Here is a 14,294-nt window from a genome sequence, read left to right as displayed (position 1 = left end):
TTTTAGAAATTTGATCAGATGGAGGGATTTGATGTTTGAACGGGAAGTAGTAGAAACTGAACGAGGCACATTCGAAGTATTCAAGAAAGGGAATGGAAAGCCTTTGGCATTCACTCATCTCTATAGTGAATTCAACACACTTGGAAATACCATGTCGCAAATGTTGGCTGAACACTATTCAGTCCATATCATCAACTTGCGCGGTGCAGGAGGATCGGATGGACCCACTGAAGAATATACATACAGCATGGATGATGCCATTCATGATATGGAAGCGATAAGGACAGCGCTCAATATTGATTCGTGGACATTTTCAGGGCATTCCACGGGTGGATTTTTGGCACTGAAATATGCTGTCATGTATCCGGAGAGCCTGAACCAATTAATAGCAGGTGGGCTGTGCGCGTCCTATGAGTATATGGAGCACCCCGACAGCATCTACTGCCCGGAGAACCCAAACAACCCGAGGATGAAGGAGATATTTTCTGAACTCCGCAATCCCGACACACCGAGAGAAAAAAGAATCAAGCTGTCTAAAGAATGGCTGATGATGTCGCTTTACAAGGAAGAATCATATTATAAAGTAATCAACAAAAAAGAAAGTGGACGGACACTGATGGATAAAATCGACTACTTCACTTCCGAGCTCAGAAACTATGATATAAGAGAGCAGTTGAAATCCTCACCTGTCAAAGCCTTTATATACTGTGGGAGGCATGATGCACAATGTCCTCACATATTCAGTGAAGAAGCCGCTGAATTGATGCTTAATGCTTCTCTCACAACGTTTGAATACAGCAATCACATTCCTGATATAGAGGAAGAGGAGAAGTTCAAGGATTTTTTGAAATCGACAGTGAACCCATCTGAAAAGGAGAAATAATATGTCTTTTAGAATATGCCACTCTGTTAATAATTTGATGACCGGGTTCGAAGGAAAATGGTGTGTCGCAGGAGGATGGGCAATTGATCTTTACTTGGGCAAAGAAACTAGAACACATGGAGATATAGAAATTTTAGTGTTTCGGGAAGACCAAGAGATACTTAAAAACTATTTGAAGGAATGGGAGATTGGCAAAGTAGCAGAAGGAAAATCATCAGTATGGAAACATGAGCATTTGGAACTTCCTGTTCATGAATTACACGCTATCCATAGAGTGACTGGTCGGAAGCTTGAAATACTTCTAAACGAGAAAGACGAAGGGAATTGGTTATTTAGAAGAAATACCCGAATTAAAAAGTCTTTAAGTGGAATCATTAATTTTTCTAAAAATGGCATTCCTTATTTAAGACCAGAGATTGTCCTCTTGTACAAAGCTAAATTAATAGGATCAAAAGATACCCATGATTTCAATAAAGCTATCATTGTTATGGAGGACAAACAAAAGAAGTGGCTAAAAGATGCGTTAAATATTCATCTGCCAAACCATAACTGGTTAAACAGTTTGTAGATGTATTTTTCTTCTTAAATTTTTGTTTTATTAGAGTAGACCCTAAATAGACAGTTTGATGGTGTTGATAATACTGGATTCAGAGTGTGTGATTAGGGTGTATTTTAATTACATTCAGAAAAGAGGTCTATAATGGACCCAGGATTTTAGACGCGAAAGAAGGAGATGTTAAGGTAGGTATATGAAACGTAAAAGATATACACCCGAATTCAAATCCCAAGTTGTGTTGGAAGTCTTGAAGGAAGAAAAAACAATGAACCAGATCGCTTCGGAACGTGGCGTCCATGTGAACCAGCTGCATAATTGGAAAAAGCAGTTCCTACAGGAGATGCCACAGATTTTTGACAGCCAATCCAAAGATCTGGACAGAATGAAAGCCGACTATGAAGAGAAGCTAGAAAGCCTCTATGCGGAAGTCGGAAAACTCACCACGCAATTGTCGTGGGTCAAAAAAAATCTGGCATCTACCACGACTAGACAGGAACGCATGGAAATGGTGGACTGGGCAGCCACTGATTTTCCCATTTCGGAACAAGCCAGACTACTGAGTCTCAATCGATCCAGTCTCTACTACAAACCGGTGACGCCCTCACCGGAAGAGGTAGCCATCAAACACCGGATTGATGAGCTCTATACCCGATTTCCATTCTATGGATCACGCCGGATTACCGAAAAACTGAAACATGAAGGCATCGCCATCAACCGTAAGCGGGTCCAGCGGCATATGCGGGAAATGGGCATACAGGCCATCTATCCAGGGCCCAACCTGAGCAAGCGCAATCTGCAGCACCGTATCTATCCCTATCTGTTGAAAGGTCTGCCCATCACCCGTCCCAATCAGGTGTGGAGTATTGATATTACATATATCCGACTTCAGAATCACTGGGTGTATCTCACCGCCGTCATCGACTGGTATTCCCGCTATATCATCAGCTGGGAACTGGACCAAACACTGGAAATGGACTTTGTTCTGATACTGTGCAACGGGCACTGGCAAGTGGGACGCCCGAAATATTCAACAGCGACCAGGGCAGTCATTTCACCAGTCCTAGATACATCGAGCTCTTGAAATCACAGCCGGGCATCCAGATCAGTATGGACAGCAGAGGGCGTGCATTGGATAACATCATGATTGAGCGTTTCTGGCGGAGTCTCAAGTATGAAGAGGTATATTTGAAGGACTATGGGACGCCAAGGGAGGCACGGCAGCATATCCGTGACTATATGGCATTCTACAACCACGAGCGCCTGCATCAGTCATTGGACTATCAGACACCAGGCACCATTCATATTCATTAGATGCGCCCCGCTCCTCCTTGAACAATTATCTTTCCGATGTCAGAACCTATCAAGGGCAGTACGCCTTGACAGAACCTGATCTCGGAAAAGCGGGGAAGGAACAGAACTGAGGCCCCACCTTATTTTCATAAAATCCGTGTCTTGACAATGGGGTCCACTTTAGTCTGGCGCCACTGTAAATGAGCGAAGTATTTTAAAGAAGTCTTAGTATTTGGCGTTTAGGAAATCTACTCATCGTAGAATCCATTGATGGTCTGGGGAGAAATTATGATGAAGTGATAGATACCATATTTTTTTGAAACAGAAGGATGTCCAGCTGATCATCACAAGTTTGCCTATAATGAGTGAAGCAATCGGTAACCCTTTGTTGGATAAATTTATTAAAGATCAAATTATCCAAATCCTGGCCATGATTGCAGAACAGGAGCGTTCGGAGTCAAAGCGCAGGCAAACTCAGGGCATTAAATTAGCAAAAAGCAAGGGAATCTATAAAGGACGACCAACACTTTATCCCCCAAATGCCAAAAGTCCTCAAAAGCGATTTGTTTAACATCGTGTCGTTTCTCAGTTGAATGAAAATATTGCCATATCTCAAATTGCCAAAGAGGTCGGGATTACACGACAGACGATCTATAGAATTAAGAACAATCTAGATTAGTCTTCACTATATAAAAGCGATGTATTCAAAAACGTTTTATATGATAAAATTGATGCGGTCATCTAGTTCACTTCTGTGCGGATAGCATGGAAGGAGGTAACACCATGTTTGCAACAATGTTTGAGTCCCTTATTGCACCAATTTTAGTCGGTGCAGTAATCACATTATTATCGTATTGGTTGGATAATCGTGAAGACTAACTAGATGGCTATACCAATAACACCAAAAAACCCCAATCTACTGCCATAGATTGGGGGTTTGGTGTGTCATGTTAAGCAACAATGTTTGATTACTTATATTATAGCATTTTCACGTTGCCCCGTAAATAAAACAGAATCTACAAAGCATTTAAAGGTAAGTGATGTCCCGCTCCTTCTGTTGATTCCACCGAATAAAATGATCGCTTTCCGAACTGTCTTCCCATTGGTAACTTCGAGTGATTCCCAGCCCTTTTATACCGGAGAGATATTTTTTATGCCGTTAGCCTCCATTTTCGATTGACCATTTCCTCTCCAAATTACTCCACACTCCCCTTCCAGCTTTAACCCCTGTCCGCATCATGTTATACTGTGTTAAGAAAATAATAGTAATACATGGGGGAGCCATAACAATGGCTGAGAAGGATGCTTCCTGACCCTTTGACCTGATCTGGATAATACCAGCGTAGGGAATGTGTGGCGGTTTCGGTCTTTGCTGAATAGTAAGCACCACGCCTCCATTACTCTTTAACGCCTCCAGATACGGAAGGTGTTTTTTTATGCCCATTTCTACAATGGTCACGGAACACCACCAATTTTGAGAGGAGCATACATTATGAAAAGAATGTTATACGCCATGATTGCCATCCTGTTCCTATCCGCCTGCGGCGGAGGGGAAGATAAGGCATCGACAGGTGAGGACGGATTGAAGGATGTCACCTTCGTCCTTGACTGGACGCCGAATACAAACCACACCGGCATCTATGCCGCGAAAGCGGAAGGCTATTACGAAGAACAGGGGCTCGACGTCGAAATTGTGTTGCCTGGTGAAGCGGGAGCCGAACAGACGGTTGCTACTGGTAATGGAGATTTCGGCATCAGTGCCCAGGAGAACGTCACCCAATCGAGGTTGCAGGGCGTGTCCATCGTGTCGCTTGCTGCCATCATCCAGGACAACACGTCCTATCTTGCCTCCCCGAAAGAATATGATCTTGAGACCCGGCCGACCTTGAAGGACAGACCTATGGCGGCTATGGCTCTCCAATCGAAGAGGAGACCATCGCGTCCATCATGAAAGCTGATGGTGCAGATATCAGTGAAGTGGATATCCTGAATATCGGAGAGACGGACTTCTTCACTGCTGTACAGCGTGATGTCGATTTCGCCTGGATCTATTACGGTTGGACGGGGGTTGAAGCAGAACTTCGGGACTTTCCGCTCAATACGATTTCCTTCACCGAGTATTCGGATGCGCTGAACTTCTATACGCCTGTCATGATCACCAATGAAAAACTGATTGAAGAAGACCCGGAGATGGTTGAAGCCTTTACAAAGGCGACTGCCAAAGGGTACCAACTGGCAATGGATGAACCTGAACAGGCAGCCCAACACCTGATTGATGCAGAACCAGACCTTGATGAGGAACTCGTCATAGCAAGCCAGAAATGGCTGACCGATGTCTATCAGGGGGATGCGCCATACTGGGGCCACCAGGAGCGTGATGTATGGCAGAACTATATGGCTTGGATGTATGAAAATGAGCTGATCGATTCTGAGCTGGACGTCGACGCAGCCTATACCAATGATTTCCTGCCGGGAAGCTCGGATGATTAGATGATGAAACGCCTACTCTCATGGAATGTTGTGGCGCCTGTTTCCGTCATTATTCTCATCCTCGCCATCTGGCAGTTGGCGGCTTCGCTGTTTGACATTCCAAGCTGGATGCTGCCAAGCCCAGTTCAAATATTCGAAGAAGGCATGCAGATCTATCCACGTATATTGGACCATAGCCTCTCCACCGTGCTGATCGCACTCGGCGGATTCGCCATCGGCGCCTCGGTTGGAATCGTTCTGGCACTTGGACTTCACCTTGTGCCCCAAGTGCGGCAGGCTGTATATCCATTGATGGTATTGTCGCAGAACATTCCGATCATTGCGCTGGCTCCGCTGCTCGTACTGTGGTTCGGCTTCGGTGCCTTGCCGAAGATACTGATCATCACACTCGTCTGCTTCTTCCCGATCGCCGTTTCCCTGATCGATGGATTCAGGCAGACCAATCCAGCGCTCCTCAACTATATGCGCATGATCGGCGCGAGCCGCAGGCAGATATTCTTCAAGCTGGAATGGCCAAGCGCCCTGCCCTACTTCTTCTCGGGTCTGAAGATTTCTGCCACATACAGCGTAATGGGTGCAGTTATCGCCGAATGGCTCGGGGCTCAAAAAGGGCTTGGTGTCTTCATGACAGTTGCCTCTTCTGCCTTTAGGACAGATCAGGTATTTGTATCGATTTTTGCGATCATGCTGATCAGCATGATTCTGTTTGGCTTCATCCTGTTGCTTGAAAAATGGATGATCCCGTGGAATACGGAAGGAGATGATCGAGATGACGGCTAAACTCCACATTGAAAATTTGACCCACACATTCAGGGGCACATCGGATATCGAAGTGTTGGCTGACCTCTCCATCACCATCGGAGACGGCGAGTTCGTCACCCTTCTCGGTCCGTCGGGAAGCGGGAAGAGTACCCTATTCAACCTGGTCGGTGGACTGATCGAGCCGGATGAAGGCGATATCTTCATAGATGGCAAGCGGGTCAACGGCACCCGAGGCAACATCAGTTATCTGCCGCAGCAGGATTCATTGCTGCCCTGGCGCACGATTGAGGACAACCTTGTTCTGGTCCAGGAGATAAACGGCAGCATCGACCGCCAGACGGCGCGTAAATGGCTGACACGGGCAGGGCTTGGCGGATACGAAAAATCCTATCCCAATACACTGTCCGGTGGGATGCGGCAGAGAGTCGCCTTCATCCGCTCCCTGCTCAGCCCTCAGCAGCTGATGCTGCTCGACGAACCGTTTGGCGCGCTCGATGAACTCACCCGCCTAGACATGCAGGACTGGCTGCTCAAGATGTGGGAGACCGACCGCCGCTCCGTGTTGTTCATCACGCACAGTATAGAAGAAGCAATCTATATGTCGGACCGCATATTGATACTATCCGACAAGCCAGCAAAAATAATAAAAGAAATTGAGGTGCCCTTCGCACGCCCAAGACACCATGACATCACATTGGAAGATACATTCACCAAGCTGAGAAGGGAAATCTACCTGTTACTGAAAGAAGGCGATACAGAATGATCGATCTGGACATGGTGTCTGAAGTCAGAAAGCATTCCGCTGCGATGGAAGAAAATGGTCGCCCCACCGATGAGATGCTTGAATATATGTATGATGAGGGGTTATTCAAACTATTTCTGCCAAAGGCACTCGGTGGCAGCATGACCCCTTTGCCTGAAGCCTTACAGACGTTTGAAACCGCGGCCTATGCCGACGGCAGTTTCGGCTGGCTCGTACAGCTTGGCTCTGGCGCGGGATTTTTTGCGGCCACATTATCACCGATAGCCGTCGAAGAATTCTTCACCGCCCGCAACTTCTTTATAGCAGGCAGCGACCGGCCACTCGGCACGGCGAGAAAGACGGACGCCGGCTACATCATCAGCGGAAGCTGGCCCTACGCAAGCGGCGCCCTGATTGCGAACTTGTTCACCGCAACGTGCAGGATAGTCTCAGATGATGAAGACGATGGGGCGTTATATGCCTTCGCCTTTACACCGGAACAGGTGACCATAGAAGAAGACTGGAATGCTTTTGGCATGAAGGCCACCGGTAGCCATACCATTCATGTTACAGAAGCCATCGTCCCAGCCTATCGGCGTTTTGATGTCGCTGCGCCGCATTTTTACTATGACCATCCCGCCTACCATTATCCGTTCTTGCCATTTGCTTCTGCCAATATCGCCGCTACCGTCATCGGAGTCGCGCGCCACTTCTATGAAGCGGCCCGCAGGCAGATCGAGTCGAAGCTCTCGACCGACAAAGAAGTAGATGAAATGCGCCACCGCCATACCCTCGATATTCTAAATGCCAACGAAACATCATTCATGCAGGCTCGCCAGTCATACTATGATGCCGTCAGGACGTCATGGCAGACCCATATGGATGGGGAAGTTCTGGACGATGAAATTCTGGACGCCGTATCTGACCACAGTAAAATGGTCGCACATGCTGCAGTCAGCGGCGCCCAGCAGCTCTATCGCCACCTCGGCATGGATATGATCATGGAAGACAATCCATTGAATCGCATATACCGTGACTTGCTCACCGCTTCCCAGCATGGCCTGCTCATCGATGCCGAAGGACGTATTGAGGAAATCAGCACCATATAATAAAAGGCACCCCCTGTAATCTGACCGCCAGATTGCAGGGAGTGCCTTTTCTTGTCTCATCGCTTTTGGTTTTTGTCCATCTTGAGCTCAACGAAGCAATGTTGTGTATTTTCCCATTCCAGATGATCGAATGATTTCCTGCATGAAGCTTCCAGGAAACTTAGCACTGGAGCCGCATCCGCCTGCTCTACGTCCCCCTTCATTTCATAGACGAATGTCATTTCGCTGATGGGTGGTCCGGGTTATCCCCTACGTAAAACTTCGTGCTGCTTTTCTTGATATCCACTCTGATCACCTCTAATTCCGTTTTTTTAGGCTCTTATCGTAAAATGGCGGATTGTCCGTATTATCTATTGAGCCAGTTCTTCGCTTCCATCGCGGCATCCTGGGTCAGGCTGTGGCCATTCACCCATGTCACCTCAACGTCTGCACCGCGTTCTTCAAACAGGTTGATCACGCGTTCACTTTCCGCTTCCGGCACAATCGGGTCACCCTTGCCGAGGACAGGAATACATCCACATCATTGAAGTCCTGTTTTTCTTCTACATCTGCCGGATAGAGCGGAGCGAACAAGGCCGCCCGCTTGAATGTCTCAGGCTGCCGCAGCATCATCTGGATGGCGATGTTCGAACCGTTGGAGAAGCCGACAAAGACGACATCTTCCAGTTTGAATTCATGTTCCTTCGACTTTTCAACGATGAACTCATAAAGCTCATTGCCGCGGAATTCAAGGTCTTCCCAATCATACTGGCCTTCACCGTGGCGTTTGAAGTAGCGGTTCATGCCATTCTCCTGCACATTGCCGCGGACTGATAAAACATTATATTCAGGATTCAACAGCTCAGCAAGCGGCAGCAGATCCCTTTCTGTGCCGCCTGTACCATGAAGTAATACGAATACTGGTGCGCCCTTTTTCTTTTCATTGTATAAGTGTTCCATTATGGGTCATCTCCTCTGTCATTATGGTCTTTCTGCTGTAAACATGCGTCCTATTTCTGCATGGCCATCATCTGCAAGCCTACCTACGGCGCCTGATCCTAGGGGACCGATATAGCCGTCTCGATAGATGTCCTCACCTATATGATAGTGCTGCACCTTCAAAAGCAGGACATCTGCTATGATTATACACCCAGCTTCGGCAGCAGACTTTCATACTCTTCACGTCTATGCTCGTATTGCGGCGGCAACTTCAGGGTGGTGCCTAAAGCATCTTTATCCTCGTCCCTGTCGAACCCGGGACCATCGGTCGCAAATTCAAATACGACATGGCCCTTCTCGGAGACATAGATGGAATTGAAGTAATGCCTGTCCTTGACTTCAGTAACGCCGAAGCCTTCATCCTTCAGCGCAGCCTGCCATTCATCGAGCACGTCCATGTCGGGTACGGACCATGCGATATGATGCACTGTACCGATGCCGAACCTGCCTGGGCAAGCGGCGGGATTGCTGTGATGATATGATGCTTTTCCTCACCAGCCGTCTCGAAATGGAGGTTCTGGCCGTCGTGGTCGAGCTCCGTCAATCCCATCATGTCGGTCAACAGTTCCTTTGTGCCGCCCGGGTCACCGGACAGGAGCACAGCACCATGGAATCCAAGGATTGCGTCATCTTCAGCAGACGCTTCCCCTTCAACAAGGGCGAGCTCGAGCCCGTGTATGTCGTCGAATTCCAGGGTCTCCTTGCCGAACAGTTGAGTCACTTCGACATCAATGTCCTGGCTGCTGAGGTGGTCCTGCCATGCACTGAGGCTGCCTTTGGCACCCTGAAGGCGATCCTGCCCACTTGACCGCTGCCTTTTCTGCCCTCTCGGCGTTCATTCGTCCATGGGAAGAATGTGATGACTGTTCCCGGGGTCGCATCGTGGTCTGAAAAGTAGAGATGGTAGACGCCCGGGTCGTCGAAATTGACTGTCTGCTTGATGAGGCGCAGGCCCAGGACATCCCTATAGAATTTCAAATTCTCATTTGGATCGCCGACGATTGCACTGATGTGATGGATGCGTTTTATTGCTTCCATTTGATCAATTCCTCCTATATGCGCATTAAGACCGCTTCGTATCGAAAGGACGTATCTGCGCTTCGATTTCTTCGCGTTGTGATTCAAGGAATGGTGGCAGGGCCAAGACTCTCGCCGAGCGTTTCATATGGTTCATCGCCCATGAATCCCGGACCGTCTGTTGAAATCTCGACCAAGATGTCACCGATCCGTGTGTACAGTGCCTCGAAGTAGAAGCGGTTTACGTTACCGGAGTGTCCCATACGGTTCTGATTGTATTTCTCTTCCCATTTTTTGATCGTCTCGTGATCTTTCACCCTGAATGACACGTGGTGAACCTGTCCATAACCTTGACGGCCAGGAGTCGATTCGTCTTTCCTCAAGATCACTTGACCACCATTACCGCCCTCGCCGACTTCAAACAGCGTTACATCCTGTTCTTCCAGGCTCGGTTTCATGTCATAGATTCCTGTAAGGATCTGCTTGAACTCATCGAAGTAGCTTACCGTGATTTCAATCGGACCCAGACCATAGATCGCTTTATCTTCCGGTACCGGACCGTTCTTCCATGGAATGCCGGGAGCCACCCCTGTATCCCCTTCGTCGGAGAACAGCTGATACCTCTGGCCATCCGCCTCTTCGAACGGCAGTACTTTTTTCCCAAACACCTCTTTGATGCCATCATGTTTTACATCAAATTCTTCGAATCGCTCCAAATAATATTCCAGTGCCGCGTCATCCGGTACCCTGAGTCCTATGCGTGAAATCGAGTTCGTGCCCGGCGCGCCTTTCGGGATATTCGGGAAGTCAAAAAATGTCACGTCTGTACCTGGAGAACCGACATCGTCCGCAAAGAATGTGTGGTAGGTGTGGATATCATCCTGATTCACCGTCTTCTTGACCAATCTCATGCCGAGTACTTCAGTGAAGAATTTATAGTTCCGCTTTGCGTCGTCCGTCATCGCTGTAACGTGGTGGATTCCGAGTAGTCCTTCAGTCATTTCAAAAACTCCTTTTAAATGATTCATCCAATAATTATCTTCAATTAGAGATAATTGGCTGTTTTAAAGCCTGTGCCCGGCACAAGCTTCATTTCAGTAATCCTTCTGCATGCAGACCGACACGTTTCAACAGGTCGATCGCTTCGTCAACTTCATCATCCGTCCATTCATCGAAAATGGTGTGGATCAGCGCTTCCTGTTCTGCTACGCGTCTGTTCATATATTGCTTACCCGCTTCAGTGATGCAGGCAAACATTTTCCGCCTGTCTTCTTCACAAGGTTTCCTGTACAGGAAACCCTTCTCTTCCAGTTTATCGATGACATATGTGATGCTTCCGCCCCCCATCAGAATCTTTTTCCCGATGGATTGGATCGGCTGATCCCCCTTATGGTAGAGCAGTTCCATCACCGCATACTCATTCAGATTGATTTCCTTCTTCAGGAAATCCTGCTTGATCAGTTTCTGGATGGACTGGGATGACTTGATGAAAACAGTGAAGGCCTTGATGCGCGGATCGATATCTTTCATCTCTGCACATCCTTAAAATTAGTTTAAATTAAATTAGATTAAATTTAATATATCTGTACTATAAGCCATGAAAAATCATAATGCAACCCCTCAGCTCAAAAAATATTAAATTTAATCTAAATGGACGGACTCCAAACTTTTCAAACATGGTGCGCTCCCTTTATTCAGGCTGCCGGACTTTAAATGCTTCATTATATAGATCCGTGACGAACATATGGCCCGGCGCATGGGTGATCATCACTTCCGGCCTGGCATTCAGGGCCGCATTCTGCAGTGTTACACCGCACGCCCAGAATACAGGTACTTCATCCTCGTCAAGCTCGACACTGTCACCATAGTCCGGCTGGCCGAGGTCGGTGATTCCGATCGCATCCGGGTCGCCATGATGGATGGGACGGCCATGCATATCCGGAAACATGCCTGTAATCTCGGCTATACGTTCGACACTTTCCTTCCTGAACGGCCGCATCGAGACCACGAGATCGCCGCTGAAGATGCCTGCCGGCACGGTTTTGATGCTGGTCCGGTACATTGCGACATTCCTGTTCTGCATGATGTGCTTCATCTCAAATCCGGCATCGGTGATGGCCTGTTCGAAAGTAAAGCTGCAGCCGATCAGGAACGTCACAAAGTCGTCCTGCCACCAGTCGCTTATATCATCGACGGTTTCTGACAATTTCCCGTCCCGATAGACATTGTACCGTGGGACATCCGTGCGGATATCCGACCCTTCTGCATACACACTCTCCGTCCGGCCATCCTCGAGCACCTCGATGATGGGAACGGCCTGGTGGTTGCGCATTGCATACAGCAGGAAATCAAATGCGTAACGCTTCGGCAGTATGACGACGTTGGCCTGCACATGATTGCCCGCTGCACCAGACGTCGTCCTGTCGAATGTGCCATTTCTGATCTGGTTTCTAAGTTCCTTCGCTTCCATGATATCTCTCCCCTACTTCACCCATAAGTCCTGCAATCCCTGCAGCGACATGCCACCTGCAATGATCGTGATGATGATGGCGATGATGCCGAAGACGATCATCCAGGTTGGGTGGCGATACTCTCCAACCACTTTCTTTTTACGCGAAGCAATCAGCACCGCCCCCAACGTCAAAGGCAGGATCAGGCCGTTGAAGGCACCTGCAAGGATGAGCAGCGTGACCGGTCGGCCGACGAACGTAAAAATGATGGTCGAGATGACGATGAAGGAAATGATTACAATATTGTTGTATTTATCGAATATGCGGTGCAGCGACTTCAGGAATGAGGCACTCGTGTAGGCGGAACCGATGACTGAAGATAATGCCGCTGCCACAAGCACGATGCCGAACACCTGCATGCCGATGTCGCCAAGCGCGATCTGGAACACCGACGCCGGTGGATTGTCGGGATCGAGGGACACCCCGCCGGAGACGACGCCGAGGACTGCCAGGAACAGCAAGATCCGCATGACGCCGGTCGTCAAGATGCCGTAATTGGCGGCACGGCTGACGAACCCTAGATTCTCACGCCCAGTCATGCCCGCTTCTATCAGCCTGTGGGCACCGGCAAATGTGATGTAGCCGCCGACAGTCCCCCGACCAGCGTCACCACCGGCAGGAACAGAGTCAACGGCTCTTCAGGCATGACGGCGCGGTAGGCCGCCTCCCCATAAGGTGGATCGGATTTGATCATGACGAACGCCGTGATGCCGATCATGAGGACACCGAGTATCTGGATGATGATATCCATGACCGCCCGGCCGTTCCTGAGCAGGAATACGATGATGGCGATGACCCCGGCGAGTGCTGCCCAACCCTTGGGTCCCACCCGAAGATCGCATTGAAGCCAAGGCCCGCCCCGGCGACGTTGCCGATATTGAACGCGAAGCCACCGAGTACGATGAAGAACGCGATTACGTAGCCAAGTCCGGGCAGGACATCATTGGCGACGTCCTGCCCCGTTTGCCGGAGACGCTGAGGACCCGCCAGATGTTAAGCTGCGCCCCGATATCGATGACGATGGAGGCAAGTATCGCAAACGCAAAACTGGCAAGGAACTGTTCGGTGAAGACGCTGGTCTGGGTCAGGAACGCCGGACCGATGGAAGAAGTCGCCATCAGGAAAACTGCTCCGAACAGCAGCCTGCGCTGCGTCGTTGTCATTTTGGGCTTGTTATCCATTATTCCACTCCCTACATCGTTGTGACTTCAATATCATTTTCTTTCAGGCGCCGGCGGATCTCCCGGACGAATTCAAGCGCCTTCTCCCCATCCCCATGTACACAGATGCTGTCGGCCTGTATGTCGATGTCGGAACCGTCGATCGCCTCCACCCGGCCTTCAGTAACCATCCGGATGACACGCGCTGCCGCCTCGTCTGTATCGGTCACCATCGCCCCTGCCTTACGGCGGCTGACCAGCGTGCCGTCGGCTTCATATGCACGGTCGGCAAAGACTTCGTGACGCACTGCCAAGCCGGCTGCCTCACCCGCCTTCACCAGGTTCTGGTTGGACAGACCCATAAGCTTGAGGTCGGGGTTATATGCCTTTACCGCCTCTGCAATGGTCCGGGCGAGATCCGGGTCGTTAAATGTGGCATTGTAGAGGGCCCCATGCGGCTTGACATGATTCATCCTCTGACCTTGAGCGCGGCAGAAGCCGTCCAGGGCGCCAAGCTGATAGATGATGAGCGTACTGATCTCATCTGCCGTCATATCCATATAGCGCCGCCCGAAGCCCATCAGATCTGGGAATCCCGGATGCGCTCCGATGCCCGTCACGCCACCGTCCTTTATCAACCGCACCGTCTCCTGCATGACGGAAGGGTCCCTGCATGGAAACCACATGCCACATTCGCTGATGAGATGAGCGGGATGATGTCTTGATCATTGCCGATCGTATAGTTGCCATAGCTCTCTCCGAGATCCGCATTCAAATCCACTTTAAGCATTCATATC

The 14,294-nt window shown here is 49.2% G+C and carries 11 protein-coding genes, 7 pseudogenes and 1 riboswitch; of the genes and pseudogenes, 9 read left to right on the top strand and 9 right to left on the bottom strand.

Going from position 1 to position 14,294, the window contains the following annotated elements:
• Positions 1-31: 31 nt before the first annotated feature.
• From ACYF68_RS04880 to ACYF68_RS04840, 9 genes and pseudogenes are all read left to right on the top strand, one after another.
• Positions 32-883, top strand: a complete 852-nt coding sequence (locus ACYF68_RS04880; protein WP_461045571.1) for an alpha/beta fold hydrolase — start codon at positions 32-34, stop codon at positions 881-883.
• Between the two features lies 1 nt (position 884).
• Positions 885-1,451: a nucleotidyltransferase domain-containing protein gene (locus ACYF68_RS04875; protein ID WP_461045570.1), complete on the top strand. Its 567-nt coding sequence runs from the start codon at positions 885-887 to the stop codon at positions 1,449-1,451.
• Between the two features lie 181 nt (positions 1,452-1,632).
• A protein-coding gene (locus tag ACYF68_RS04870) for an IS3 family transposase (RefSeq protein ID WP_461045569.1) occupies positions 1,633-2,750 on the top strand; the annotation gives its coding sequence in 2 pieces (ribosomal slippage) (positions 1,633-2,425 and positions 2,425-2,750; 1,119 coding nt in all).
• A gap of 230 nt (positions 2,751-2,980) precedes the next feature.
• Positions 2,981-3,408, top strand: a pseudogene (locus ACYF68_RS04865) (recombinase family protein); the annotation flags it as partial.
• Between the two features lie 86 nt (positions 3,409-3,494).
• Positions 3,495-3,608 (top strand): type I toxin-antitoxin system Fst family toxin, encoded by a 114-nt coding sequence (locus ACYF68_RS04860; RefSeq protein ID WP_461045568.1) that lies wholly within the window; start codon positions 3,495-3,497, stop codon positions 3,606-3,608.
• Positions 3,609-3,993: 385 nt separating this feature from the next.
• Positions 3,994-4,095, top strand: a riboswitch (TPP riboswitch).
• 126 nt (positions 4,096-4,221) lie between these two features.
• Positions 4,222-5,219, top strand: a pseudogene (locus tag ACYF68_RS04855) (ABC transporter substrate-binding protein).
• Positions 5,220-5,999: an ABC transporter permease gene (locus ACYF68_RS04850; protein WP_344701668.1), complete on the top strand. Its 780-nt coding sequence runs from the start codon at positions 5,220-5,222 to the stop codon at positions 5,997-5,999.
• The gene (locus ACYF68_RS04845) at positions 5,989-6,744 is read left to right on the top strand and encodes an ABC transporter ATP-binding protein (RefSeq protein ID WP_344701669.1); all 756 of its coding nucleotides are present in this window, start codon (positions 5,989-5,991) and stop codon (positions 6,742-6,744) included. Before ACYF68_RS04850 ends, ACYF68_RS04845 begins: the two co-directional genes overlap by 11 nt.
• Positions 6,741-7,832: an acyl-CoA dehydrogenase family protein gene (locus tag ACYF68_RS04840; protein WP_344701670.1), complete on the top strand. Its 1,092-nt coding sequence runs from the start codon at positions 6,741-6,743 to the stop codon at positions 7,830-7,832. The genes ACYF68_RS04845 and ACYF68_RS04840 overlap by 4 nt, the downstream gene beginning before the upstream one ends.
• A 56-nt stretch (positions 7,833-7,888) precedes the next feature.
• Here ACYF68_RS04840 and ACYF68_RS04835 read toward each other — a convergent pair whose 3' ends face one another.
• From ACYF68_RS04835 to ACYF68_RS04795, 9 genes and pseudogenes are all read right to left on the bottom strand, one after another.
• Complete coding sequence (locus tag ACYF68_RS04835) at positions 7,889-8,053, bottom strand: hypothetical protein (protein ID WP_461045567.1); 165 nt, start codon at positions 8,051-8,053, stop codon at positions 7,889-7,891.
• Positions 8,054-8,178: 125 nt separating this feature from the next.
• Positions 8,179-8,771 (bottom strand): annotated as a pseudogene (locus tag ACYF68_RS04830) (alpha/beta hydrolase).
• 21 nt (positions 8,772-8,792) lie between these two features.
• Complete coding sequence (locus ACYF68_RS04825; RefSeq protein ID WP_344701673.1) at positions 8,793-8,933, bottom strand: hypothetical protein; 141 nt, start codon at positions 8,931-8,933, stop codon at positions 8,793-8,795.
• A 20-nt stretch (positions 8,934-8,953) separates the two neighbouring features.
• Positions 8,954-9,848, bottom strand: a pseudogene (locus ACYF68_RS04820) (ring-cleaving dioxygenase).
• 25 nt (positions 9,849-9,873) lie between these two features.
• Positions 9,874-10,828, bottom strand: a pseudogene (locus ACYF68_RS04815) (ring-cleaving dioxygenase).
• An 88-nt stretch (positions 10,829-10,916) separates the two neighbouring features.
• Complete coding sequence (locus tag ACYF68_RS04810) at positions 10,917-11,357, bottom strand: MarR family winged helix-turn-helix transcriptional regulator (protein WP_344701678.1); 441 nt, start codon at positions 11,355-11,357, stop codon at positions 10,917-10,919.
• Positions 11,358-11,517: 160 nt separating this feature from the next.
• Positions 11,518-12,297 carry a putative hydro-lyase gene (locus ACYF68_RS04805; protein ID WP_461045566.1) on the bottom strand — a complete coding sequence of 260 codons (780 nt, stop codon included), beginning with the start codon at positions 12,295-12,297 and terminating at the stop codon, positions 11,518-11,520.
• 12 nt (positions 12,298-12,309) lie between these two features.
• Positions 12,310-13,518 (bottom strand): annotated as a pseudogene (locus ACYF68_RS04800) (NRAMP family divalent metal transporter).
• 11 nt (positions 13,519-13,529) lie between these two features.
• Positions 13,530-14,287 (bottom strand): annotated as a pseudogene (locus tag ACYF68_RS04795) (LamB/YcsF family protein).
• Between the last annotated feature and the right edge of the window lie 7 nt (positions 14,288-14,294).

The sequence above is a fragment of the Salinicoccus sp. CNSTN-B1 genome (assembly GCF_054792835.1).
The sequence above is the reverse complement of the archived record's forward strand: the minus strand, read 5'-3'. Positions and strand labels throughout refer to the sequence as shown.